At 73.0% G+C, this 24,327-nt stretch carries 24 protein-coding genes; 15 read left to right on the top strand and 9 right to left on the bottom strand.

The genetic code is table 11. The features are described 5' to 3' along the window. Positions 1 to 128 precede the first annotated feature (128 nt). Positions 129 to 806 (top strand): hypothetical protein, encoded by a 678-nt coding sequence (locus tag HDA43_RS10320; protein ID WP_179819500.1) that lies wholly within the window; start codon positions 129 to 131, stop codon positions 804 to 806. Then, a complete protein-coding gene (locus HDA43_RS10315; protein WP_218911672.1) occupies positions 803 to 1,732 on the top strand; it encodes a hypothetical protein in 930 nt (309 codons plus the stop codon). The genes HDA43_RS10320 and HDA43_RS10315 overlap by 4 nt, the downstream gene beginning before the upstream one ends. Before the next feature lie 110 nt (positions 1,733 to 1,842). Here the strand turns inward: HDA43_RS10315 and HDA43_RS10310 are convergent, their stop codons facing one another. The 5 genes from HDA43_RS10310 to HDA43_RS10290 form a co-directional block, all read right to left on the bottom strand. Next, positions 1,843 to 2,355 (bottom strand): methylated-DNA--[protein]-cysteine S-methyltransferase, encoded by a 513-nt coding sequence (locus HDA43_RS10310; protein WP_179819498.1) that lies wholly within the window; start codon positions 2,353 to 2,355, stop codon positions 1,843 to 1,845. Next, positions 2,352 to 3,854 (bottom strand): DNA-3-methyladenine glycosylase 2 family protein, encoded by a 1,503-nt coding sequence (locus tag HDA43_RS10305; protein WP_179819497.1) that lies wholly within the window; start codon positions 3,852 to 3,854, stop codon positions 2,352 to 2,354. The genes HDA43_RS10310 and HDA43_RS10305 overlap by 4 nt, the downstream gene beginning before the upstream one ends. A 212-nt stretch (positions 3,855 to 4,066) precedes the next feature. Further along, a complete protein-coding gene (locus HDA43_RS10300; RefSeq protein WP_179819496.1) occupies positions 4,067 to 5,008 on the bottom strand; it encodes an NYN domain-containing protein in 942 nt (313 codons plus the stop codon). A 100-nt stretch (positions 5,009 to 5,108) separates the two neighbouring features. Continuing rightward, a complete protein-coding gene (locus HDA43_RS10295) occupies positions 5,109 to 5,306 on the bottom strand; it encodes an acyl-CoA carboxylase subunit epsilon (RefSeq protein WP_179819495.1) in 198 nt (65 codons plus the stop codon). Then, positions 5,303 to 6,895 (bottom strand): acyl-CoA carboxylase subunit beta, encoded by a 1,593-nt coding sequence (locus HDA43_RS10290; protein WP_179819494.1) that lies wholly within the window; start codon positions 6,893 to 6,895, stop codon positions 5,303 to 5,305. The genes HDA43_RS10295 and HDA43_RS10290 overlap by 4 nt, the downstream gene beginning before the upstream one ends. Positions 6,896 to 7,027: 132 nt before the next feature. On the opposite strand from HDA43_RS10290, the gene HDA43_RS10285 reads away from it, so the two are divergent. The 3 genes from HDA43_RS10285 to HDA43_RS10275 all read left to right on the top strand — a co-directional run bounded on the left by HDA43_RS10285 (position 7,028) and on the right by HDA43_RS10275 (position 12,318). Then, complete coding sequence (locus HDA43_RS10285; RefSeq protein ID WP_179819493.1) at positions 7,028 to 7,807, top strand: ABC transporter ATP-binding protein; 780 nt, start codon at positions 7,028 to 7,030, stop codon at positions 7,805 to 7,807. Further along, a complete protein-coding gene (locus HDA43_RS10280; RefSeq protein WP_246423943.1) occupies positions 7,783 to 9,474 on the top strand; it encodes a hypothetical protein in 1,692 nt (563 codons plus the stop codon). The genes HDA43_RS10285 and HDA43_RS10280 overlap by 25 nt, the downstream gene beginning before the upstream one ends. A gap of 174 nt (positions 9,475 to 9,648) precedes the next feature. Further along, positions 9,649 to 12,318 carry a phosphoenolpyruvate carboxylase gene (locus HDA43_RS10275; protein WP_179819492.1) on the top strand — a complete coding sequence of 890 codons (2,670 nt, stop codon included), beginning with the start codon at positions 9,649 to 9,651 and terminating at the stop codon, positions 12,316 to 12,318. A 24-nt stretch (positions 12,319 to 12,342) separates the two neighbouring features. Here HDA43_RS10275 and fdhD read toward each other — a convergent pair whose 3' ends face one another. Next, positions 12,343 to 13,281: a formate dehydrogenase accessory sulfurtransferase FdhD gene (gene fdhD / locus HDA43_RS10270; protein ID WP_179819491.1), complete on the bottom strand. Its 939-nt coding sequence runs from the start codon at positions 13,279 to 13,281 to the stop codon at positions 12,343 to 12,345. A gap of 159 nt (positions 13,282 to 13,440) precedes the next feature. Here fdhD and HDA43_RS10265 point away from each other — a divergent pair, with 159 nt between their 5' ends. From HDA43_RS10265 to HDA43_RS10235, 7 genes are all read left to right on the top strand, one after another. Beyond that, positions 13,441 to 14,265: a biotin--[acetyl-CoA-carboxylase] ligase gene (locus HDA43_RS10265; protein ID WP_179819490.1), complete on the top strand. Its 825-nt coding sequence runs from the start codon at positions 13,441 to 13,443 to the stop codon at positions 14,263 to 14,265. A 32-nt stretch (positions 14,266 to 14,297) separates the two neighbouring features. After that, the gene (locus HDA43_RS10260) at positions 14,298 to 14,879 is read left to right on the top strand and encodes a PH domain-containing protein (RefSeq protein WP_179819489.1); all 582 of its coding nucleotides are present in this window, start codon (positions 14,298 to 14,300) and stop codon (positions 14,877 to 14,879) included. 146 nt (positions 14,880 to 15,025) lie between these two features. After that, positions 15,026 to 16,003, top strand: a complete 978-nt coding sequence (locus HDA43_RS10255; protein WP_179819488.1) for an adenylate/guanylate cyclase domain-containing protein — start codon at positions 15,026 to 15,028, stop codon at positions 16,001 to 16,003. A 211-nt stretch (positions 16,004 to 16,214) separates the two neighbouring features. Next, on the top strand, positions 16,215 to 17,300 hold the full coding sequence (locus HDA43_RS10250; protein WP_179819487.1) for an S-(hydroxymethyl)mycothiol dehydrogenase: 1,086 nt from the start codon (positions 16,215 to 16,217) through the stop codon (positions 17,298 to 17,300). Further along, positions 17,297 to 17,935, top strand: coding sequence for an MBL fold metallo-hydrolase (locus tag HDA43_RS10245; RefSeq protein WP_312873158.1), 639 nt, complete (start codon positions 17,297 to 17,299; stop codon positions 17,933 to 17,935). The genes HDA43_RS10250 and HDA43_RS10245 overlap by 4 nt, the downstream gene beginning before the upstream one ends. Before the next feature lie 301 nt (positions 17,936 to 18,236). Continuing rightward, on the top strand, positions 18,237 to 18,905 hold the full coding sequence (locus HDA43_RS10240) for a response regulator transcription factor (protein ID WP_012888073.1): 669 nt from the start codon (positions 18,237 to 18,239) through the stop codon (positions 18,903 to 18,905). A gap of 3 nt (positions 18,906 to 18,908) precedes the next feature. Further along, positions 18,909 to 20,183, top strand: a complete 1,275-nt coding sequence (locus HDA43_RS10235) for an ATP-binding protein (RefSeq protein WP_179819486.1) — start codon at positions 18,909 to 18,911, stop codon at positions 20,181 to 20,183. On the opposite strand, the gene HDA43_RS10230 is transcribed toward HDA43_RS10235, so the two are convergent. Then, on the bottom strand, positions 20,167 to 20,646 hold the full coding sequence (locus tag HDA43_RS10230) for a GtrA family protein (protein ID WP_189246635.1): 480 nt from the start codon (positions 20,644 to 20,646) through the stop codon (positions 20,167 to 20,169). The genes HDA43_RS10235 and HDA43_RS10230 overlap by 17 nt on opposite strands. Before the next feature lie 326 nt (positions 20,647 to 20,972). On the opposite strand from HDA43_RS10230, the gene HDA43_RS10225 reads away from it, so the two are divergent. The 3 genes from HDA43_RS10225 to HDA43_RS35890 all read left to right on the top strand — a co-directional run bounded on the left by HDA43_RS10225 (position 20,973) and on the right by HDA43_RS35890 (position 23,159). Beyond that, positions 20,973 to 22,130 carry a 5-(carboxyamino)imidazole ribonucleotide synthase gene (locus tag HDA43_RS10225; protein ID WP_312873157.1) on the top strand — a complete coding sequence of 386 codons (1,158 nt, stop codon included), beginning with the start codon at positions 20,973 to 20,975 and terminating at the stop codon, positions 22,128 to 22,130. Between the two features lie 105 nt (positions 22,131 to 22,235). Continuing rightward, entirely contained in the window at positions 22,236 to 22,739 is a 504-nt protein-coding gene (gene purE, locus HDA43_RS10220; RefSeq protein WP_179819484.1) for a 5-(carboxyamino)imidazole ribonucleotide mutase, read from the top strand. A 294-nt stretch (positions 22,740 to 23,033) separates the two neighbouring features. Next, the gene (locus HDA43_RS35890; RefSeq protein ID WP_281395034.1) at positions 23,034 to 23,159 is read left to right on the top strand and encodes a hypothetical protein; all 126 of its coding nucleotides are present in this window, start codon (positions 23,034 to 23,036) and stop codon (positions 23,157 to 23,159) included. A 184-nt stretch (positions 23,160 to 23,343) separates the two neighbouring features. On the opposite strand, the gene HDA43_RS10215 is transcribed toward HDA43_RS35890, so the two are convergent. After that, a complete protein-coding gene (locus HDA43_RS10215) occupies positions 23,344 to 23,580 on the bottom strand; it encodes a hypothetical protein (protein WP_179819483.1) in 237 nt (78 codons plus the stop codon). A 68-nt stretch (positions 23,581 to 23,648) separates the two neighbouring features. Next, complete coding sequence (locus HDA43_RS10210) at positions 23,649 to 24,185, bottom strand: hypothetical protein (protein ID WP_179819482.1); 537 nt, start codon at positions 24,183 to 24,185, stop codon at positions 23,649 to 23,651. Positions 24,186 to 24,327: the final 142 nt, after the last annotated feature.

The raw sequence follows: 24,327 nt of genomic DNA, 5'->3' as shown, positions 1-24,327 counted from the left end.
GGCCGGGAAGAGCCGGAGACGTGGAAGGACGAGGGACAGGGATGACCGGGGACGGAGGGAGGAGCGGAACCATGCTGATTCGTGCATACCGGTGGTTCCGTGCGGCGGGCGCTCCTAACGTGACCGTCATGCGAGCGTTGGCCGCGCTGGCCCTGGCCGCGCCGGTGGGCTGCTCCTCGCCGCCCGCCCGGCCGTTCACCCCCGTCGACCTCCCGGCCGACCCGCCGGGCGCGTCGCGGGACGCGGCGGGGAGCCCCGCCCCGGAGGGCACGGGCGGTCCTCGGCGCACGGACGGCGCCGTCTCCGGGCCGAAGGAGGAGACCATCGTGATCTCCCCCGACGTGCGGGTGGTGGTCGAGTGGCCCGCGGTGTCCGACCCCGACACCGCGGGGATGGTCAAAGCGCTCCGCGACTACCGCGCCGGGTCGTACAGCGCGGTAGTCACCCGGGGCGCCGACACCGCCTACCTGAACGCGATGCGGGACGAAGGGGCCTGGCAGGGCCGCGAGTGGGTGGGACGGTTCCTGGAGCACCACACGTCGCTGCGGGGCGTCTCCCGGATCTACGCGATGAACGTCGCCGCGGCCGACGGCCGCGGGGCGACCTTCAAGGCGTGCATCGACGAGACCGGCATGCGGCTCCTGGACGCCGGCACGGGGAAGGCGGTCCGCCGGCAGCCGTCCTGGACCAGGAGGCCGTTCCTGCAGACCGCCGGGATGCGCCGCGGCGACGACGGCGTCTGGCGGATCGTGCTGCTCCAGTACGAGGAACTGCCCGGCGAACCGGCGAAGGGGTGTCTTCGATGATCGTGAATGTGGCCGTCGCGGGCCTGCTCCTGCTCGCCCCCGGCCCGCAGCCGGACGGCGGCGGTGGCGGCGGGGTCCGGACCAGCCAGAGCGGCAACACGAGCAGGATCGAGCTGTACAACTCCCAGATCCGCCTGTCCGGGTCCGGTCTGGGCGCCAAGAGCGACGGATACCAGGTCAAGCGCCACTGCTGGTACGAGCCGGGCAACAACGCCGAGGACGAGATGAACTTCCGCAACGGCCGTCAGCAGCGCGCGGAGAAGACCTGGGGCGAGACCCCCGACGACGCCTACCTGGACAAGTACAAGGACAAGGTGGGCCAGGAGGGCCGCTGGTGGCACGTCGCGCACGACGGCACCGACGCCGGGGTCGCCTGCTTCGGCGGCATGGAGCCCGAGATCTGGGTGCCGCCGAACACGACCCCGCCGAACGGGATCACCATGCAGGAGCTCCTCGACATCGCCCGCGCCGCGCTGACCGTGCCCGAGCCGAAGATCAAGCTGAACCCCGACGTCAAGAGCTACGTCAACCTGCCGACCTGGGTCTGGCTCGACGACGCCGGCCAGACCACCAGGTCGGTGACGGCCACGATCCCGGGCTACATGAGCGCCACGGTGACCGCGAACCTGAACGACATGACGATCAAGTCCGGGACGACCGACGACCGGGCCAAGGTCATGACGGACTGCGGGCCGACCGGCAAGCCGTACGCCAAGGGCGGGGAGTTCACCTGCGGCGTCCAGTACCTCCACGCCTCGGTCGACCAGCCGCGTCGCGTCTACGAGCTGACGGTGACCTCGGTGTGGGAGGTGACGGCCCAGGGGCAGGGCGGCGTCGTGCCCTTCGCCTACGACCCCATCCAGGTCGGCGCGACCCGCGACGTCGAGGTGGGCGAGGTGCAGAGCACCGTCACCGGGACCGACTGAGGTACGGAGCACGTCGCCGGGCCGGCCGGGATCGCGGAACGGGCACGGGCGGCGGGCCGTACCGCGTCCCGGCGAGTCCCGTCCCCGGCCGGTCCGGGCGGTGCGGGTGGTCAGCCGAGGGCCTTCTCGTGGGTGAGCAGCCACTGCTTGACCGGGGTGCCGTAGTAGTAGCCGCCGAAGCCCCCGATGGACGGCAGGACGCGGTGGCACGGGACGAACGGCGCGATCAGGTTCTGCGCGCACGCCCCGCCGGCCGCCCGGGCGGCCGTCCTCGGCATGCCCGCCCGTTCGGCTAGCTCGGCGTAGGTGACCGTGGTCCCGGCCGGGACCTCCCGCAGCGCGGTCAGCAGCCGTTGCCGCCCGGGCGACCCCGGCTGGGACACCTCGACGGTGTCGAGTGCCGTCAGGTCGCCGTCCAGATAGTCGCGTACGGCCCGCGCCGCGTGGCCCAGGTCGTCCACCCTGGTCAGGCCGTGAGCCCGCATCGCAGGTGAGAGCCTGGCGAACATCTCCTCCGGGTCGGCGGTGAAGCCGGCCGCGACGAGGATCCCCTCGTGCGAGAGCAGCGACAGCGGTCCGGTCGGGGTGGGCAGGACCTGCGCCTCGATCGTCGTAGTCGTCATTCTGAACTCCAAAGGTGCAGCGCGGCGTAGGCCCGCCAGGGCCGCCACCGCTCGATGTGATCTTCGGGAATGCCCAGGCTCACCATGGCGCGCCGCAGCCCGAGGTCTCCCCGGGGCCAGGCGTCCGGGTCGCGCAGGGCGCGCAGCGCGATGTAACCGGCCGTCCACGGGCCGATCCCCGGCACCTCCAGCAGCCGGGCGACCGCCTCGGCCGGTTCCTGCGCGCCGTCCAGGTCGATCTCGCCGCCGGCGACCTTCGCGGCGAGCGCACGCAGCGTGGTCACCCGTCGCCCGGTCAGCCCGAGCCCGGCGAGGTCGGCCTCGGCGAGGTCGGCGGCGGTGGGGAACAGGAGGTTCGGACCGCCCGCGCCGGTGCCGCCCGCGCGGGTGCCGTTCGCACCGGTGCCGTTCACCTCGCCCGCGCCGCCGGCCGCACCGATCGCACCGATCGCGCCGCTGATCTCGCCGCCGGCCGTACGGCCGGCACGCGCGGTGAGGCGGCCCAGGATGGTGCGGGCGCCCGCGACGGAGATCTGCTGGCCGATCACGGCGCGGACGGCGGCCTCGAAGCCGTCCCAGGCGCCGGGGACGCGCAGCCCGGGCCGGGCTGCGACCAGCGGCGCGAGAGCGGTCGCGCCGAGGGCGTCGGAGATGGCCGCGGGATCGGCGTCGAGGTCGAGGAGGCGGCGGGCACGGGCGACGACGCGGGCCAGGTGGCGGGTGTCGTCGAGGGTGACGTCCAGCCGGACGTGGTCGGGGAGCGGGGTGAGGGTGATCGTCCCCTGGGGCACCGCGCGGCTGTAGGAGATCTCGTCGGCCCGCTCCAGCCCGGGGATCGCCCGCGCCGCCAGGAACCGCATCAGCGCCCCGGCCTCGTACGGCTCGCGCCGGTGCAGCCGGAGCGTCAGCGCGTTGCCGGAGGCGGCGCGGCCCGCGGTGGCCCGCAGCTCGCCGGGGGTGAAGCCGTAGGTCTCCTTCATGGTCGCGTTGAACTGCCGGACGCTGCCGAAGCCCGCGGCGAACGCCACGTCGCTGATCGGCAGCCCGGTCTCGGTCAGGAGCTGCTTGGCCAGCAGCAGGCGCTTGGTCCTGACCACGGCCAGCGGCCCCACGCCGAGTTCGGCGGCGAACAGCCGGTGCAGGTGCCGCTCGGTGATGTGCAGCCGCCCGGCCAGCCGGGTGATCCCGCCGTCGTCGGCCGCCCCCTCGTCGATCAGGCGGAGCGCCCGGCCCACCAGGTCGCCGCGGTGGTCCCAGCCGGGGTCGCCGGGGCTGAGCTCCGGCCGGCAGCGCTTGCAGGGTCGGAACCCGGCGGCCTCGGCGGACGCCGCGTGGCGGTAGAAGCGGACGTTGCGCGAGGTCGGGGTGCGCGCCGGGCAGACCGGGCGGCAGTAGATGCGGGTCGTGGTGACCGCCGTGTAGAAGCGCCCGTCGAAGCGGGCGTCCCGGGCGGCCACCGCTCGGTAACAGGAGTCGAAGTCGAGCTCTGTCGTGGACACACCTGAAACGCTAGTCCCAGCACAGGCGGGACGGCTGGCGGGAATCGGACGCGACCGTGGATCGGGTCCGGGAGGCGGGACCGGACCGGGGCCGGGGCCGGGGGAACCGGGATCGGCGGGACCGGACCGGAGCCGGCGGAGCTGGGATCGGCGGGACCGGGCCCGGGACGCGGGACCGGACCGGAGCCGTGCCGGGGGAACCGGGATCGGGTTCAGCGGGAGGAGATGCCCACTCCGATCTCGAACTCGCGGTAGACGCGGGCCCAGAAGCCGTCGCGGAGCCACACCCGGGCCTCGGGGTAGGGGCGCAGCGAGTGGCCGAGCTCCTTCTCCGCCTCGATCAGCAGCTCGGTGTCGATCACCGTGGGCAGCAGCGGGCCCGGCAGCAGGTCGCGGATGTTGTCGCGGCCGCGGGTGAGGATCCACTTCTGGGCCACGTGCTCGCCGACCTCCTCGACCCGCGGGCGGCTGGGCCCGAGCTTGGCGGCCTGGCCGGGGGAGACCTTCGGCTTGATCGAGGCGGGCGTCCGCCCGGCGAAGACCTGGGCGGGGGAGGGGGTGGCCGGGACGACCGGGACCGGGGCGGGGGCGCGGCTGAAGAAGGAGCGCAGGAAGTCGGCGCTGATGATCTCGACCGTGTCGGCCTCCCAGACCAGGCGCTCGGCCTGGTTGGTGCCGTACGGCGGCTCCACCCCCCACAGGTGGATCCGCACGCCGTACGCCTGGGCGGCCTCGACGGCGGGGACCATGTCCTCGTCCCCGGCGAGCAGGATTGTGTCGCTCACCGCGTGGTGGCGGGCCAGCGCCTCCAGGTCGCTGCGGATCTGCGCGTCCACGCCCTTCTGCTGCCCGCGCGCGTTGAGGTTGCCCAGGCGCACCTTGACCCACGGGAGCTGGGCGATGACGCGCTGGTCGACGGTCGGCACCCGGTCACGGGCGGCGTCGTACCAGTAGATCCGCAGCAGCTCGCCGTGGATGCGCGTCTCGGCGTGCTTCTGCAGCGCCTGGATCAGCTCGTCGGCCGCGACGCGGTATTCCTTGCGCTCCTTGGCGCCAAGCAACACCTCCCCCGCCGCGGCGTACAGGTATCCCACGTCGACCAGGACGGCGTACTTCGCGATGACGGGGTGCGAGGTGAGGTCCAGGATGGTCATGTCGTCCTCCAGGCCTCGGACTAGCTGATCGGCTGGCTATATGCGCCCATTTCTTAGATAGTCCCAACTCTCGTGCGGCTTGACACCCTGTTCCCGAGATCTATCGCGGTAATCCGCTCGATCGCCAGGCGCCTTGTCCGGTGGGGAGCGGCTTTCGCAGTCGGTAAGCGGGATCGCGCCAGTTTCCGGGCTTTCGTACGGTTTTACCCTCCGGTGCGGTCCGCGAGGTGATCGCGATCACCAGCGCCGCGACCTCCTCGGGCCCGGGTTCACCATGGACGATCTTCAGCTCGGTCACAGCGGAATGTTCCCATGCTTCTTCGGCGGAAGGGTGGCGCGCTTGTTGCGCAGGGCGCGCAGCGCGCGGACGATCTGCACGCGGGTGTCGGAGGGACGGATCACGGCGTCGACGTACCCGCGCTCGGCCGCGAGGTAGGGATTGGCCAGCGTGTCCTCGTACTCGGTGACGAGCCGGGCGCGCTCGGCGTCGGGGTCGTCGGCCGCCATCAGCTCGCGCCGGTAGAGGATGTTGACCGCGCCCTGCGCGCCCATGACGGCGATCTGCGCGGTGGGCCAGGCCAGGTTGACGTCGGCGCCCAGGTGCTTGGAGCCCATGACGTCGTAGGCGCCGCCGTACGCCTTGCGGGTGATGACGGTGACGAGCGGGACGGTCGCCTCGGCGTAGGCGTAGAGCAGCTTGGCGCCGCGGCGGATGATCCCGTTCCATTCCTGATCGGTTCCAGGAAGGAATCCGGGAACATCTACGAATGTCAGCACGGGAATGTTGAAAGCGTCACAAGTGCGGACGAATCTCGCGGCTTTCTCCGACGCCGCGATGTCCAGCGTGCCGGCGAAACTCATCGGCTGGTTGGCGACGATCCCCACCGGGTGTCCCTCGACGCGGCCGAAGCCCACCACGATGTTCGGCGCGAACCGCGCGTGCACCTCCAGGAACTCCCCGTCGTCCAGGACGTGTTCGAGCACCGTGTGCATGTCGTAGGGCTGGTTCGCCGAGTCGGGGATCAGCGTGTCCAGCTCGCGGTCGGCGTCGGTGACCGACAGCACCGGCTCGGTCTCGAAGACCGGCGGCTCGTCCAGGTTGTTGGACGGCAGGTAGGACAGCAGCGCCCGCGCGAACTCCAGGCAGTCCTCCTCGTCGGACGCCTCGTAGTGCGCCACGCCCGACCGGGAGTTGTGCGTGTGCGCGCCGCCCAGCTCCTCGAACGTCACCTCCTCGCCGGTGACGGTCTTGATGACGTCGGGGCCGGTGATGAACATGTGCGACTTCTCCGACACCATCAGCACGAAGTCGGTGAGCGCCGGGGAGTAGACCGCGCCGCCCGCGCACGGGCCCATGATCAGCGAGATCTGCGGGATCACGCCGGAGGCGTGGACGTTGCGCTTGAAGATCTCGGCGTACAGGCCGAGGGAGACCACGCCCTCCTGGATGCGGGCCCCGCCGGAGTCGTTGATGCCGACGACCGGGCAGCCGGTCTTCAGCGCGTGGTCCATGACCTTGACGATCTTCTCGCCGAAGACCTCGCCCAGCGAGCCGCCGAAGACCGTGAAGTCCTGGGCGAACACCGCCACCGGACGGCCGTCCACCGTGCCGTGGCCGGTCACCACGCCGTCGCCGTACGGGCGCTCGCGCTCCAGGCCGAAGTTGCCCGACCGGTGCCGGGCCAGCTCGTCGAACTCCACGAAGCTGTCGTCGTCCAGGAAGGCGAGGACCCGCTCCCTGGCCGTCATCTTGCCCTTGGCGTGCTGCTTGGCCACCGCGCGCTCGGAACCGGCGTGCTTCGCCTCGTCCAGACGCCGCTCCAGGTCGGCGAGTTTGCCCGCCGTGGTGTGAATGTCGATTCCGGTGGCCACCGGCTCAGCGCTCATCGGTCCCTCACCCTTGTCGTCAACTCCCTGCGAGGGTAACCGTCCCGGGCCCTCTCGAACTATCGGGGGCGCTCATTCGTTCAGCGGACTGGAATACTTCCTCCGAAAGCGACAAACGGCAGAGTAGGGGTCATGACGGACATCGTCGAAGCGGTACGCACCCGGCAGCTCGTCAAGAGATTCGGCCAGCAGGTGGCCGTGGGCGGTGTCGATCTCATCGTGCCCAGGGGCGGCTTCGCCGGCCTGGTCGGGCCGAACGGCGCGGGCAAGACCACCACCCTGAGCATGGTCACCGGCCTGCTGCGCCCGGACGGCGGAACCGCGCACATCGACGGCCTCGACGTCTGGCGCGAGCCGATCGCGGTGAAGGGCCGCATCGGCGTCCTGCCCGAGGGACTGCGGCTGTTCGAACGGCTGTCCGGCCGGGAGCTGCTGGCCTACAACGGCCAGCTCCGCGGCATCCCCAAGGAGGAGGTCGAGCGGCGGTCGGCGGAACTGCTGCGGGTCATGGACCTCGTCGACTCGGCCGACAAGCTCGTCGTCGACTACTCCACCGGCATGCGCAAGAAGATCGGGCTCGCCGCGGCGCTCCTGCACAACCCCGCGGTGCTCTTCCTCGACGAGCCGTTCGAGGGGGTGGACCCGGTCAGCGCCAACACGCTGGTCGAGGTGCTCCGGCGCTACACCGCCTCCGGCTCGACCGTCGTCTTCTCCAGCCACGTCATGGAGCTGGTCGAGCGCCTGTGCGACTGGGTCTCGGTGATGAGCCGCGGGCAGATCGTCGCGCAGGGCCCGCTGGACGAGGTCCGGGCCGGGCGGAGCCTCAACGAGGCGTTCCTCGGCCTGGTCGGCGCCCACGGCCACGGTGGCGGGGAGGAGGGCCTGTCATGGCTGGGCGCGACCTCGGCGTGAACGGCGGCGCGGACGGCGGCATGAGCGGCATGAGCGGCACGGGCACCGGGACCGTCGGCGGGGACGACCGGCCGGTGCGGACCACCGACGCGGTGCGGGTGGGACCCGGCGTCTTCGTCCGGCTCAAGCTCCGGCTGGTCGCCGGGGGCCTGCGCGGCAGTGGCGCCCGCCTGGCCGGGTTCGTCTTCTCGGTGATCGCCGCGGTGGTCGTGGCCGGCTTCGGGTTCTTCCTCCTGGCCGCGCTCCGCGCGGCGCCCGCCGACACCGCGCGGGACGTCACGACCGTGCTGTTCACCATGCAGCTGATCGGCTGGGCGGTCGTGCCGCTGCTGGCGTTCGGCCTGGACGACACCCTCGACCCGTCCCGGCTGGCGCTGTTCCCGCTGCGCACCGGGCAGCTCGCGACCGGCATGTTCGCCGCCTCGATCACCGGCGTCTGGCCGCTGGCCACGCTGGTGGCCGCGTTCGGCGCGGTCGCCGGCCTGGCCACGGGGGCCGGCGGCGCCGTGGTGGGCGCCGTCGCGGTGCTGCTGCAGTTCGCCCTGTGCATCGTGCTCTCACGGCTGGTCACCACGGCCCTGTCCGGCGTGCTGCGCACCCGCCGGGGCCGCGACGTGCTCGCCGTCTCCGCGATCTTCGTCGTCCTGGTGGCCCAGCTGCCCAACCTGCTGGTCAACGGCGGGCTGGCCGCCGACCCGCTCGCCATGCTGGGCGCTCTGGCGTCGGCGCTGCGCTGGACCCCGTCCGGGATGGCCGCGCACGCCGTCGCCGACGGCGGCCCGGCCGCCCTCGCCGAGCTGGCCGTACTCGCCGTCCTGGTCCTCGTGATCGGCCGGCTGTGGATCGCCGCGCTCCGCCGGGCGCTGGTCACGGCGGACGCCTCCACCGAGGCGTCCACCGTCCGCAGCTCGCGGGGCCTGCTGGCCCGCGTCCTGCCGGACGGCCCGCTCGCCGCGGTCGCGACCAAGGAGCTCAAGTACGCCCGCCGCGACCCGCGCGGCCGGGTCGGCTGGTTCGCCGCCATCGTGGTCACCGGCATCATGGCGTTCACCATGAACGGCGACGGCCGCGCCGTGCCGAGCCTCGCCGTCCTCGCGATCGCCCCCGGCTGCATCGGCGCGCTGATGATCGCCCTGCAGTCGATCAACCTCTTCGGCATCGACGGCCGCTCGCTGTGGATGAACTCCGTCGCCTACGGCTCGGCCCGTGACTGGCGGACCGACATCGCCGGGCGGCACCTGGCCGTCGCGACGATCGCGGTCCCGCTGCTGACCGTGCTGGCGGTCGTCGCGGCACTCCTCGCGGGCGAGCTCCCGTGGGCCGTCCCCGCCGCGCTCACCGCCTGGGGCGTCCTCGGCGCCGGGCTCGGCGTGGGGGCCCTGACCAGCGTGCTGATCCCGTACACCGTGCCGGAGCGGCTGAACGCCTTCACCGGCGCCGCGCCGGGGCAGGGCGGCGTCGCCTTCGCCGCCTCCTTCGGCGGGCTGATCGCCGGCGGCGTGCTGTCCCTGCCGATCGTGCTGCCGGTGCTGCTGGCGTCCCCCTGGTTCTGCGTCCTGGCGGTGCCGTACGGCCTGCTGGTCTCCTGGGGCGGGCGGCGGCTCGCCGGCGGGCTGGCCTTCGGCCGCTACCCGGAGATCCTGGCCGCCACCTCCCGGGCGAACTGACCGCCCGGCGCGTCCGGTCCCGCGCCCACCTCGGCGCGCGCCTGTTCCGGCCCCGCACCCGCCCGCCCGCGTCTCACACCGGGCGGGCGGCCCGCGCCGGATTCCGCCAGTGGTCTAGTCCAATAGGTGAGACCGCTCCTCACGGGAGATAACGGACTGGATACGCTGGCGAGCATGCCCGCCATCGCGAACGAACAGGCAGAACGCTCAGCGCAGGCCGCGCAGCAGGCAGAGCGTTCCTCCGCCGTCACCGAGATGCCCGAGGAGCTGCGCGCGGACGTGCGGCTCCTCGGAGAGCTCCTGGGGCAGGTCATCGCCGAGTACGGCGGCGACGACCTGCTCGCCGACGTCGAACGCCTCCGCAAGGCCGTCATCGCGGCCCGCCGCGGGGAGATCTCCGGCGACGAGGTCACCGCCCTGGTCGCCGAATGGCCGATCGATCGGGCGGTGCAGATCGCCCGGGCGTTCACCTGTTACTTCCACCTGGTCAACCTCGCGGAGGAACACTTCCGCATCCGCACCCTCCGGGTCCGCGACACCGGGAAGGAGCCGCTGCCCGACTCCATCGCCCAGGCCGTGCAGGAACTCGGCGAGGAGAGGGTCGCCGAGCTGGTGGAGGGGCTGCGGCTGCACCCGGTGCTGACCGCCCACCCCACCGAGGCCCGCAGGCGCGCGGTGGTCACCGCGATCCAGCGGATCAGCGGCCGGCTCACCGACTACAACAGCCCCGGCCGGGGCGCCGCCGAGCGGGCCGAGACCCGGCGGCGGCTGCTGGAGGAGATCGACCTGCTGTGGCGGACGGCCCAGCTCAGGTCCACCAAGCTCAACCCGCTCGACGAGGTCCGCACGGCCATGGCCGCCTTCGACGAGACCCTGTTCCGGGCGGTCCCGATGGTCTACCGCTCGCTGGACGCGGCCCTCGGCGTGGACACCGGCGCCCGCGCCCCGAAGGCCCGCGCCTTCATCCGCTACGGGAGCTGGATCGGCGGCGACCGCGACGGCAACCCCAACGTCACCGCCAGGGTGACCAGGGACGCCATCCTCATCCAGGCCGAGCACGTGCTGATCGCCCTGGAGAACGCCGCCCAGCGGATCGGCCGGACCCTCACCCTGAACGCCGGCCAGACCCCGCCCTCGCCCGAGCTGCGCGCGGCGCTCGCCGCCGCCGAGGACCATCACCCCGAGCTGGTCTCGGAGATGGCCACCCGCTCGCCGCGGGAGCCGCACCGGCAGTGGCTGCTGTTCGTCGCCGCCCGCGTCGCCGCCACCCGGCAGCGCGGCCTCGACCTGGCCTACCGCTCACCCGAGGAGTTGCTGGCCGACCTGCGGCTGGTCCAGACGTCCCTGGCCGGCGCCGGAGCCGCCCGGCAGGCGTACGGCGAGCTGCAGCACCTGATCTGGCAGGTGGAGACGTTCGGCTTCCACCTGGCCGAGCTGGAGGTGCGCCAGCACTCGCAGGTCCACGCCGAGGCGCTGGCCGAGATCCAGGCCGGGCGGACCTCCGAGCGGACCGAGGAGGTGCTGGCCACCATCCGGACCGTCGCCTGGATCCAGGAGCGGTTCGGCGTGACGGCCGCCTCCCGCTACGTCGTCTCCTTCACCCGCTCCGCCGACGACATCGCCGCGGTGTACGAGCTGGCCCGGCACGCGCTCGGCGACCGGGCGCCCACGCTCGACGTGGTCCCGCTGTTCGAGTCCGGGGCCGACCTGGCGAACGCCCCGGCCGTGCTGACCGGCATGCTCGACATCCCCGCCGTCCGGGACCGCCTGGCCACGGGCGAGCGCCGCCTGGAGGTCATGCTCGGCTACTCCGACTCCGCCAAGGAGCTCGGGCCCGCCGCGGCGACGCTGAAGCTGTACGAGGCGCAGGAGGCGCTGGCCGCCTGGGCCGTCGTGCACGACGTGCGGCTGACGCTGTTCCACGGCCGGGGCGGGGCCCTGGGCCGCGGCGGCGGACCGGCCAACCGCGCCGTGCTCGCCCAGGCGCCCGGCTCGGTCGGCGGCCGGTTCAAGGTCACTGAGCAGGGCGAGGTCATCTTCGCCCGCTACGGGCACGACGCCATCGCCCGCCGCCACATGGAGCAGGTCACCTCGGCGGTGCTGCTCGCCTCCACCCCGTCCGCCGAGGCCCGCACGGCCAAGGCCGCCGCGCGCTTCCGCGGGGTGGCCCGGCAGGTCGCCTCGGCCTCGGAGAAGGCGTACCGGGCGCTGACCGAGGCGCCCGGCTTCCCCGAGTGGTTCTCCCTGGTCAGTCCGCTGGAGGAGATCGGCTCGCTGCGGCTGGGCTCCCGCCCGGCGCGGCGCGGCCTCGGCGCGCCGCGCTCCCTGGACGACCTGCGGGCCATCCCGTGGGTGTTCGCCTGGGCGCAGACCCGGGTCAACCTGCCCGGCTGGTACGGCCTGGGCAGCGGCCTGGCCGCGGTGATCGACGAGATCGGCCTGGACGAACTGCGCGCCGCCTACCGCGAGTGGCCGCTGCTCGCCTCGCTGCTGGACAACGTGGAGATGTCGCTGGCCAAGACCGACCGCGACATCGCCGCCCGCTATCTCGCGCTGGGCGGCCGGGACGACTTCGTCCGGCAGGTCCTGGCCGAGTACGACCTCACCCGCCGCCTGGTCCTGGAGGTCACCGGCCACACCCGCCTGCTGGAGAACCGCCGGGTCCTCTCCCGCGCCGTCCAGCTCCGCGACCCGTACGTGGACGCTTTGTCGCACCTCCAGCTCCGCGCCCTGTCGAGGCTCCGCGCCGACCACGAGGTGTCGGAGGAGGAGCGCGAGAGGCTGTCCACCCTGCTGCTGCTGTCGGTCAACGGCGTCGCCGCCGGCCTGCAGAACACCGGCTGACCCGCCCCGCCCCGGAGCGGATCCTCACGGTGTGGCGATCCGCTCCGGGGCCGAGTAGACGTTGAACCGCTCGTCGCGCAGGAAGCCCACCAGCGTCATCCCGAACTCCCTGGCCAGCTCGACGGCCAGGGAGGAGGGCGCCGAGACCGAGCAGACGACCGGGATCCCGGCGCTGAGGGCCTTCTGCGCGATCTCGTAGCTGCTGCGCCCGCTGACCAGCAGAACGCTGTCGCGCAGCGGCAGCCGCTCGGTCATCAGAGCCCAGCCGACCAGCTTGTCCACGGCGTTGTGCCGCCCCACGTCCTCGCGGACCGCCACCAGGTCGCCGGCGGCGGTGAACAGGCCGGCCGCGTGCAGGCCCCCCGTCTTGCCGAACACGCTCTGGGCCGCGCGCAGCCGGTCCGGCAGGCCGTACAGGACCTTCGGGGCGATCTGTACGCCGGTGCCCGCGGGCAGCGGCGCGCACCGGTCGCGCAGGACCTCCAGGCCGGCGGAGCCGCAGACGCCGCAGGCACTCGACGTCATGAAGTGCCGGTCGAGGGCGGGCAGCTCGGGCAGCCTGCCCTGGCGCAGCCGTACGGTGACGGTGTTGTAGCGGGCCTCCCGCGGCAGGTCCTCGTCGGTGCAGTAGGCGATCGAGGACAGGTCGCCGGGGGTGATGACCCCCTCCCCGTACAGGAACCCGGCGGCCAGCTCGAAGTCGTGGCCGGGGGTGCGCATGGTGATCGCGACGGTGCGGTGGGCGTCCCCGGGGACGCCCGCGGACGTGGACGTGGACCCGTCGGCCGTCCGGGGCCGCGGGGTGGCCGAGCCGACGTGGCGGGAGGCGCTCAGCCGGATCTCCAGCGGCTCCTCGGTGGCCAGGTCGTCCCGCCGCTCCCTGACGATGTCGCCGGACACCGCGAGGACGCGGGCCCGGGTGCTCGGCCCCGGCCGAGGGAGATCGGCGCGACTTGTGCTCATGTCTCTCATCTTCCTCGCCCCGCGGAACGATGCCTGCAACCGGTGGAGCCTCTGACTTCCCCGCCGCGCCCACGGTATTCCCCGGTATTCCCCCGCGTCGTTCCCGGTCGTCGCCACGGTCCGGTCACGGTCGGCCGGGGGGAGGGGGATGATGGACGGGTGCCCGACTCGCCCTTCACCGACCTCGACCGGCCGCCGCTCTCCGAGGCGGCGCTCAACCGCGCCCTGGTACGGCCCGGCGGCCTGTGGTCCGGCGTCACCGTCGTCGAGCGGACCGGCTCCACCAACGCCGACCTCGCGCAGGCCGCCCGCGACGGCGCCCGGCAGGGGACCGTGCTGATCGCCGAGGTCCAGTCCGCCGGCCGCGGCAGGCTGGGCCGGGCCTGGACGGCGCCGCCGCGCTCCGGCCTGGCGCTCTCGGTGCTGCTGCGCCCCGACCCGCCCCCCGCCCGGCACGGCTGGCTGCCGCTGCTCGTCGGCCTGGCCGCGGCGTCGGCGGTGCGCCGGATCGCCGAGGTGGACGTCCGCCTGAAGTGGCCCAACGACCTGCTGATCGGCGAGCGCAAGCTCGCCGGGGTGCTCGCCGAGCGCATCGACGGCGCCGTGGTGGTGGGGATCGGGCTCAACGTGAGCGCCCGCCCCGAGGAGCTGCCCGTGGAGACCGCGACCTCCCTCGCCATCGAGGGCGCCGCGTGCGTCGACCGCGACCCGCTCGTCCGCGCGGTGCTGCGGGAGATCGAGGCCCACTACCGCGACTGGTCCGAGGCCCGGGGCGACGCCGACGCCTGCGGGCTGCGGGCCGCCTACCTCGCGGCCGGCGCGACCGTCGGCCGCGAGGTCCGGGTGGAGCTGCCGGGGGAGCGGGTGCTCGCCGGGCGGGCCACCGGCGTCGACGCCTCCGGGCACCTGCTGGTGGAGTCGGGGGGCGAGGAGCACGTGCTGAGCGCCGGCGACGTGGTCCACGTCCGTCCTCGCGCCTCCTGACGGCCGGAGGCCGGACGTGCCACGATTTGCCCATGGGTCTCCCGGATCACCACCTCACGGAGGGCGAGCAGCGCATCCGCTCGTTCCGCCCCCACTGGCGGCAGCTCGTCGTGCCGTTCCTGGCGCTGGTCGTCATCGTCGTCGCCTCCGGCGCCGCGATGTTCTACATCCCCGTCTTCGAGTACGCGGGCTACGCCCGGATCGCGGTCGCGGTGATCTCCGTCGGCCTGCTGACCGTCTGGTCGTTCGTGCCGTACCTGAAGTGGAAGAACACCTCCTACCTGATCACCTCGCATCGCCTGTCCATCGGCACCGGCGTGCTGAGCAAGTCGCACGACGACATCCCGATGGCCAAGGTCAACACGGTCAGCGCGGAGCAGACGCTGGTGGAGCGGATCCTCGGCTCCGGCACGCTCCACGTCGAGTCGGCCGGCGAGCAGGGCCGGATCGAGCTGCGCGACATCCCCCACCTCCAGGCGGTGCGGGCCGAGCTGTTCCGGGCGATCGACGAGGCCGACGATCCCGGCGAGGACGGCGAGGACGACGGCGCGGGCGGGGCGGGCGGCCCGGAGCCGAAGGGCGACCTGGACGGGACGGGCCGCCGGAGACGGTAGGGGCCTCCCGGGGCCGCCGTACGGGCCGAATGCCGTGCGGGGGTCGCTGTGGGGGCCGTGCCCGCCGTACGGCCGGGGGCCGCGCGGCGGGCACGGCCACGTGGCGTAACCTCCTGGGCGGGGAGGCGAGAAGGGGGTGAGGGGAAGTGACCGGACGTCCGACGGCCGAGCAGATCGAGAGCGTCTTCGCCGGAGACCGGCCCCGCTACACCCGTATCCAGGTGGCCGAGCTGGCCGGGGTGCCGCAGAGCCTCACCGAGCGCATCTGGCGGGCCCTGGGGTTCGCCACGCTGCCCGACGACGCGGTGGCCTTCACCGACGCCGACGTGGAATCCCTCCGCCGGGTCAGGTCGATGATGGACGACGGGTCCATGGACGACGAGACCACCGTCCGGATGGCCAGGGCGCTCGGCCAGACGACGGCCAGGCTCGCCCAGTGGCAGGCCGACATCCTGATCGGCACCATGCTCGACCCGGGGCGGACACCCACCGACGACGACCTCGCCGCGGTCCTCGACACCTCGCGCCGCCTGCTGCCGGACCTGGAGCGGATGCTGGTGCACGCGTGGCGCGCCCAGCTCGCCGCCGCCGGGACCCGCCTGCTGGCCGTCGCCGACATGGCCGAGGAGATCTCGCCGGCCCGGCGGACCCTCGCGGTGGGCTTCGCCGACCTGGTCTCCTTCACCCGCCTGTCCCGCTCGATGGACGAGCGGGCCCTGGCCGGGCTGGTCGAGGGGTTCGAGTCCCGCGCCTCCGACATCGTCGCCGCGAACGGCGGTCGCCTGGTCAAGACGCTCGGCGACGAGGTGCTGTTCACCGCCGCCGACCCGCGCCGGGCCGCCGCGATCGCGCTGGAGCTCGCCGAGACGACGGACCGGGACGGCCCCGGCGTGCGGATCGGCCTGGCCCACGGCCCGGTGCTGCCGGTCATGGGCGACGTCTTCGGGACCACCGTCAACCTGGCGGCCCGGCTGACCGCCATCGCCCGTCCCGGCACGATCCTCGCGGACGAGGGGGTGGCCGCCGCCGTCGAGGGCGCGCCGGGCGTGGAGGTGGTCCGCATGCGCCGCCGGCCGGTCCGCGGTCTCGGCATGGTCCAGCCGTACGTGCTGCGGGGGAGCTAGCCCGTACGTGTCGCGGGGAAGGACCGTACGTGCCAGGGGAGACCGGCCGTACGTGCAGCGGGGGAGCCGAGCCGCCCGGACGGGGCCACGGTCCGTGCGGAGTCGTGCACGTTTCGCGGGGACTGATAAGGATTGAGGCGTGGGCGTCCCGGGGGACCGCTTCGTGGGCGCCGACCGACCGGTACGAGCTCGAAGATCTGAGGTGCATGACATGCCGTACACCGTTCAAGGCGTGGTCGCGCGGGCGAAGGGTGAGCCCGTCTCGCTGGAGACGATCCACGTCCCCGACCCCGGCCCCGGCGAGGCGGTGGTGAACATCCAGGCGTGCGGCGTCTGCCACACCGACCTCCACTACCGCGAGGGCGGGATCAACGACGAGTTCCCGTTCCTGCTCGGCCACGAGGCCGCCGGGGTGGTCGAGGCGGTCGGCGAGGGCGTCACCGAGGTGGCCCCCGGCGACTACGTGATCCTCAACTGGCGGGCGGTCTGCGGTGAGTGCCGCGCCTGCCGGAGGGGCCGCCCGTGGTACTGCTTCAACACCCACAACGCCACCCAGAGGATGACGCTGGAGGACGGCACGCCCCTCACCCCGGCCCTCGGCATCGGCGCGTTCATCGAGAAGACCCTGGTCGCGGCGGGCCAGTGCACCAAGGTGGACCGGCAGGCGCCCGCGACCGCGGCCGGCCTGCTGGGCTGCGGCGTGATGGCGGGCATCGGCGCCGCGATCAACACCGGCGCGGTGACCCGCGGCGACAGCGTGGCCGTCATCGGCTGCGGCGGCGTGGGCGACGCCGCCGTCCACGGCGCCCGGCTGGCGGGCGCGACGAAGATCATCGCGGTGGACGTCGACGACCGCAAGCTCGGCTGGGCGAAGGAGTTCGGCGCCACCCACACGATCAACTCCCGCGACGCCGACCCGGTGGAGGCCATCCGCGAGCTCACCGGCGGCAACGGCGCCGACGTGGTGATCGAGGCGGTCGGCCGCCCGGAGACCTACCGGCAGGCGTTCTACGCCCGCGACCTGGCCGGGACCGTCGTGCTGGTCGGCGTGCCCACCCCGGAGATGACGGTCGAGCTGCCGCTGCTGGACGTCTTCGGGCGCGGCGGCGCGCTGAAGTCGTCGTGGTACGGCGACTGCCTGCCCAGCCGCGACTTCCCGATGCTCATCGACCTCTACCTCCAGGGCCGGCTCGACCTCGACCGGTTCGTCTCCGAGACGATCGGCCTCGGCGACGTCGAGGAGGCGTTCGCCAAGATGCACCGCGGCGAGGTCCTGCGCTCGGTGGTGGTCCTGTGACCGCCGGAGAGGGCGCGGCGATCGGCAGGGTCGTCACCTCGGGGACGTTCTCGCTGGACGGCGGCACCTGGGAGGTCGACAACAACGTCTGGCTGGTCGGCTCGGGCGACGAGGTCGTCGTGATCGACGCGGCGCACGACGCCGAGGCCATCGCCGCGGCGGTCGGCGACCGCACGGTCCGGGCGATCGTCTGCACCCACGGGCACGACGACCACGTCGGCGCCGCCCCGGCCCTCGCCGCGCGGACCGGCGCCCCGGTCATGCTCCACCCGGCCGACCAGGTCCTGTGGGACATGGTCCACCCCGGCACGCCGTACACGCCGCTGGCGGACGGGCAGGTGATCTCGGCGGGCGGGGTCGAGCTGACCGTCATGCACACGCCGGGTCACGCGCCCGGCGCGGTCTGCCTGTACGCCCCCGCGCTCGGGACGGTCTTCACCGGCGACACGCTGTTCCGGGGCGGGCCGGGCGCGACGGGCCGGTCGTTCTCGTCGTTCGAGACGATCGTCGAGTCGATCCGCGGGCGGCTGCTGACGCTGCCGCCGGAGACGGTCGTGCGCACCGGGCACGGCGACTCCACCACGATCGGCGAGGAGGCCCCGCACCTGGAGGAGTGGCTGGCCCGGGGGCACTGAGCCCACCCGGCCCGGCCGGCCCGCGGCGCGTCGGACGCCGCGGGCCTTTTCGGGATGATCGCCGGGACGCGCCCGTCAAATCCCTTACAGGGGGATTTACGGGTTCTGTTATCCGGGTCATTGGGAAGACTGCCCTTTCGAGGTTCTTCCGATGCGGGAGCCGTACCACGCGACCGCGGGGCGTTGCGGCGTGACTATCCGGGATTTATCAGTGTTTGCCCAGGTCAATGGATAGGTCAATGACGAGTCAAACCGCGCGCTGTACCGGGGAAACGATCCTCTAAGGTCCTACGATCGCGTTATGACCTGTGTACTTCTCGCCGAGGATGACACCTCGATCTCCGAACCGCTCGCGCGTGCGCTGCGCCGCGAGGGTTACCAAGTCGAGGTGAGCCCCGACGGCCCGCAGGCCCTGGAGCGGGCGCTGTCGGGTGGCATCGACTTGATAGTTCTTGACCTCGGCCTGCCCGAGATGGACGGCCTCGAAGTCGCCAGGCGCATTCGCGCGGAGGGGCACGGCACACCCGTGCTCATCCTCACGGCCCGCGTCGACGAGGTCGACACCGTCGTCGGCCTCGACGCCGGAGCCGACGACTACGTCACCAAACCCTTCCGCCTCGCCGAGCTCCTCGCCCGGGTGCGCGCCCTGCTGCGGCGTGGCACGTCCGAGACGCCCGTCGTGCAGGGCGTCCGCATCGACGCCGACTCCCGTCGCGCGTGGATGGGCGACAAGGAGCTCCACCTCACGACCAAGGAGTTCGACCTGCTCCGGGTCCTCGTCCGGGACGCCGGAAAGGTGGTCACCCGCGAGCAGATCATGCGCGAGGTGTGGGACACCAACTGGTGGGGCTCCACCAAGACCCTGGACATGCACATATCGTGGCTGCGCCGCAAGCTCGGCGACGACGCCGCCAAGCCGCGGTACATCACGACCGTCCGGGGGGTCGGCTTCCGCTTCGAGCGAGAGTAGGGGATGCGCCGCCGGCTCCTCTCCTCCACCCTGCTCGTCGCGGTCATCGCGGTGCTGCTGCTCGGCATCCCGCTCGGCGTGGCCGTGAACCGGCTGATCGAGGAAGAGGCGACCCAGGGTCTCGTCTCGCAGGCCAAGAGCCTGCTGAACGAGGTCGAGTACGCCCGGCTGCAGGACCAGCCCATCGATCCCGTGCAGCTGGCGCGCAAGTATCCCGACCGGTACATCCAGATCTACGTCAAGGGCACGCCGCCGCAGGTGACGACGGTGGGAACCGAGCCCTCGGACAATCGCAAGATGACCGAGGACGCCCAGTCGGAGAACGGGGTGTACGTCGCGGTCACCCGGGACCGCACCGCGGTGGCGCGGGAGGTCCGGGCGTGGCTGCTGCTCATCCTCGGGCTGGCCACGGCCGCGCTCGCGGTGGCGGTCGGGCTCGCCATCGTGCAGTCGCGCCGCCTGACGCTTCCGCTCAGCGACCTGGCGATGATCGCTGAGCGGCTCGGCTCGGGGGACGCCCGGCCGAGCAAGCACCGCTACGGGATCCAGGAGCTCGACCGGGTGGCCGAGGTGCTCGACCGCAGCGCCACCCGCATCTCCGACCTGCTGGCCAGGGAACGCGAGTTCGCCACCGACGCCTCCCACCAGCTCCGCACCCCGCTCACCGGCCTGACCATGCGGCTGGAGGAGATCGTCGCCGCCGCGCACGACCCGTCGGTCGTCAAGGAGGAGGGCGAGGCCGCGATCGTGCAGGCCGAGCGGCTCACCGCCGTGATCGACGAGCTGCTCGCCGCGGCCCGGCGGCAGCGGCACGCCCAGGCCGAGGCCGTCAAGCTCGACCGGATACTGGAGCAGCAGCTCACCGAGTGGGGTCCGGCGTTCCGCCGGATGGGGCGGGACATCCGGCTGGAGGGCACGCGCGGCCTGCGCCCGCTGGCCACCAGCGGCGGCATCAGTCAGGTGATCTCCACGCTGCTGGAGAACTCGCTGCGGCACGGCGACGGCACGGTGACGGTGACCACCAGCGAGAAGGACACCTCCGTCGTGGTCGAGGTGGCCGACGAGGGGGAGGGCATCGCCGACGACCTCGCCGGCCGGGTGTTCGAGCGGAACGTCAGCGGCAAGGGCGGCACCGGCCTGGGGCTGACCCTGGCCCGCGCGCTGGCCGCCGCCGACGGCGGCCGCCTGGAGCTCGTACGGCCCCGCCCCGCGGTGTTCGCGCTGTTCCTGCGCAAGGCCGAGACGCCGAGGAACCGGGTGGTCAGCGGGCCCGCGTGATGTCGTCGGGCAGTTCCTTCGGCACCTCTTCCGTGGCAGCCAGGAAGACCCACTTCTTGTAGGACCAGAAGCGGAACAGCGTGCCCAGGCCGATGCCGACGAGGTTGGCGAGGTTCATGCTCAGCGGGTCGGTCAGCTTCAGCGTGTAGTGGGTGAAGCCGAGGCAGAGCAGGCCGATCAGCAGGGCGACGGCGTTGAGCAGGAAGAACAGGAAGTACTCCCGGGCCAGGCCGCTCTGCTCGTGGTGGCGGTAGGTCCAGTAGCGGTTGCCGAAGTAGGCGAAGGTGGTCGCCACGACCGTGGAGGCCACCTTGGAGGTCAGCGGGCCCTGGTGCAGGCCGTACTGGACGAGGTTGAAGCCGCCGGTGTCGATGAGGAAGGCGATCCCCCCGATGGTCCCGAACTTCGCCAGTTCCTTCGCCAGGTCGGCGAACCGCAGGTAGGCGCGTCGCAGAAACTCCACGTCTTTGCCTGGTCCTTTCGGTCGGCTGAGGACCCGCCGCTCGGGGACCCCGGACACTTGCGCTGTCAGGGTACCGGGATACCTGCCCGTTCCGCGTCCCGGTGGATCGGTGGGGATGTCAGCGGTCGGGTAACACATTCCACGAAATATCAGGATGAGTCGGATAAATCGGTCAACATCGCGTTACTCCGACCGAAGGCCGCCGGACATGCATGATCACCGTTTTCCACGGCCGACACGGACGGAACCGGTCCGGGGACGTCACGTGGCAGGCCGCTCCGGGGCTCGCGGCGACCGGCCGTACCGGGCCGGTAAACTCGACCGACGTGAGCAGCCCTTCCTCCGCACCTTCCATCGGCCCGGTCGTCGGCATGATCGGAGCCGGTCAGCTGGCCCGGATGACCCAGCAGGCGGCGATCGCCCTCGGAGTGGAGCTGCGGGTGCTGGCCGGCGCCCCCGGCGAGAGCGCCGCCCGGGTGATCTCCGACGTACGCCTGGGCGACTACCGCGAGCTGGCCGACCTGCGCGACTTCGCCAAGGGGTGCGACGCCGTCACCTTCGACCACGAGCACGTCCCCACCGAGCACGTCCGCGCGCTGGCCGCCGACGGCCTCGCCGTGCACCCCGGCGCCGACGCGCTGGTTCACGCCCAGGACAAGGCCGTGATGCGCGAGCGGCTGACCGCGATCGGCGCCCCCTGCCCACCCTGGCGGCGGATCGAGACCGCCGCCGACGTCGAGGCGTTCGGCGCCGAGCACGGCTGGCCGGTCGTGCTGAAGGCGGTCCGCGGCGGCTACGACGGCCGCGGCGTCTGGGTCTGCCGGTCCGCCGAGGAGGCCGCCGAGGTGCTGGCCTCCGGGGTGCCGCTGATGGCGGAGGCGTTCGTGCCGTTCGAGCGCGAGCTGGCCGTCCTCGTCGCCCGGTCCCCGCACGGCCAGGGCGTCAGCTACCCGGTGGTGGAGACCGTCCAGCGCGACGGCATCTGCGTGGAGGTGCTCGCCCCCGCTCCCGGCCTCGACCCCGAGCAGGCCGCGGTGGCCCAGCGGATCGCCCTGAACATCGCCCACGAGCTGGGCGTGACCGGGTTGCTGGCCGTCGAGATGTTCGCCACCCCCTCCGGGCTCGTGGTGAACGAGCTGGCCATGCGCCCGCACAACAGCGGCCACTGGACCATCGACGGCGCCCGCACCTCCCAGTTCGAGCAGCACCTGCGCGCCGTGCTCGACCTTCCCCTCGGCTCGCCCTCGATGTCGGCCCCCGTCGTGGTGATGGCCAACCTCCTGGGCGGCGACGACCCGGACGTCTTCTCCCGCTACGAGCACGTGATGGCCCACGACCCGGGGATCAAGGTCCACTTCTACGGTAAAGAGGTACGGCCCGGCCGCAAGATCGGCCACGTCACGGCCCTCGGCACCGACCTCGACGAGGTCCGGGCCCGGGCCAGGCACGCCGCCGTCTACCTCTCCGAGGGCGTCTACACCTGAGCGTCCACGGCACCGAGAGCCCCACGGCGCGGTCCGCGAGACGGCGAGACCGTTGAGGTCACGAGACCACGAGACCACGAGAGCATGAGATCGCGAGGAGAAGGCATGACCGACGTCGGCATCGTCATGGGCAGCGACTCCGACTGGCCGGTGATGAAGGCCGCCGCCGAGGCGCTGGCCGAGTTCGGGGTGGCGTTCGAGGCCGACGTGGTCTCCGCGCACCGCATGCCCGACGAGATGATCGCCTACGGGGCGGAGGCCGCCGGGCGCGGCCTGAAGGTGATCATCGCGGGCGCCGGGGGAGCCGCCCACCTGCCCGGGATGCTCGCCTCGGTCACCCCCCTGCCGGTGATCGGCGTGCCCGTCCCGCTGAAGTACCTCGACGGCATGGACTCCCTGCTGTCGATCGTCCAGATGCCCGCCGGGGTGCCGGTGGCGACCGTCGCCATCGGTGGCGCCCGCAACGCGGGGCTGCTGGCCGTACGGATCCTCGCCGCCGCCGACGAGGAGCTGCGGGCCAGGATGGAGGCGTTCCAGGTGACGCTGAAGGAGCAGGCCCACGCCAAGGGCGCCAGGCTCCGCGCGGAGGCCGCCGACCTCGGGGCCTGAGCGCGCCGGGCGGGCGGTTCACCCCGGGTGGTCCGGCGGCCCCGGCGAGCGGGGCCTGAGCGCGCGCGGGACGGGTGGCTCAGGGGTGCCGGGGCGTGCCGAGCCGGGCGGCTCATGAGTTCCCGGGGTGCGCCGAGCCGACGGGCTTCGAGGCGGGAGAATCGGCCGGCGTCAAGATCGGAAGACCGCAAAAAGGCGCAATATGGTGCAGATGCAGTGATATCTCGGTGGCACCGGGGATAGCCGATCGCATCCAGGGAAGAAACAGACCTCCATGCTATGGAGGTGAGAATCATGCGGAACGCGGTACGCGCCGTCCTCGGGCTCACCGTGGCGGTGACGGCGGTCTTCGGAAGCCTGGGAGCGGGGGACCACTCCCAGAACAACGGTGCGGAGAAGCGGTCCGTGTCCACCCGCTGACCCGCCCGTTTCGGGAAGGCGCCCGGCCGTCCGCGGAGCCGGAGGATCGTCCGGAAAGCACGGGAGGACGTCCGGAGGGGACGGCGACGGCCGTCCCGCGACGCCGGTGCGGGGTCCAGGCGGCGGGGCACCCGAGACGGACGGTTCCGGCCGCTTCCCTTGGCCGGCCGTCCCTCACATGTTCCTAGCCGACGGGTTCCCGCCGGTGAGCGGCGTCGGCCGCCTCGGTCTCCGCCATCAAGGAAAGCAGGTCACCGGCCCGCCTCGCTTCGACGGGCCGGGGGTCATCGGTGATCCAGCAGGGGAACGCCCAGAAGGAGCGGGCCCAGGGACGCCAGAGGACCACCCATCCGGGGCGGCTGGCCTGCAGGGCGCGGGCCAGATCGTCCGGGTCGGTGCTCCTCGGAGCCTCTGAGGTCATGGGGACCACCGGAGTCCCGGGAGCGCCGGGCGGGCCGGGGCTGGCCGCCCGGTCCGGGCGGGGGCCGCCTACCGCGACCGCGGCGTCGAGGAGCTGTCCTCGTCCCGCCGCTGCGCGGGCAGGAGGGGGCGGATCGCCTCGGCGGAGGTCGGCTCGGCGGCGGTGCTCGCCTCGCCCGCCGGCGCGATCGGTTCTGTCCAGGACCATTGCTGCCACCAGCTTTCTTCACGGGATGCGGCGCGGACCTCTTCGGTGAGGGCGCGCAGTTCGGGATCGGTCCTCACCGGCTGGGGAGGACGGCGGTAGGCCACACGGACCCGTCCGAGCAGGCCCCGCCGCTCCAGGGACTCGGCCAGCGCCTCCAGGTCGCCCGTGGGGTCGAGGTCGGGCCCGGTCCTCGGGGCGCCCGCCGTTCCCAGGTCGCCCGGGGCGGGCGTCGCCTCCGGGCCGCCGGGCGCGAGCGCCGTTGCGGGGAGGCCGGAGGCCGGCGTGGTCTCCGGAGCGTCATGGACGTGCGAATCCGGAGCGTCCCCCCGATGGACCGCGGCTCCGGGACGGGGCGCCGCGGCCGTCGCGGCCGGGGCGTCGTCGGTGATGATGGTCATGATCTTCTCCGTGCGGAAAGGGATGGGCGTCGGGTTCGCGTGCCGCCGCCCGTCTCGGGGGCGCGTGGACGGGGCACGTCGCCGGGTGGGTCTCCGCTGGGTGGGGGACTCCATCGGGGACGGTCCGGCCGGGCGGTGGTGG

Source organism: Streptosporangium sandarakinum, from assembly GCF_013409935.1.
Lineage (GTDB): Bacteria > Actinomycetota > Actinomycetes > Streptosporangiales > Streptosporangiaceae > Streptosporangium > Streptosporangium nondiastaticum.
This window is presented reverse-complemented; position numbering and strand designations above follow the sequence as displayed.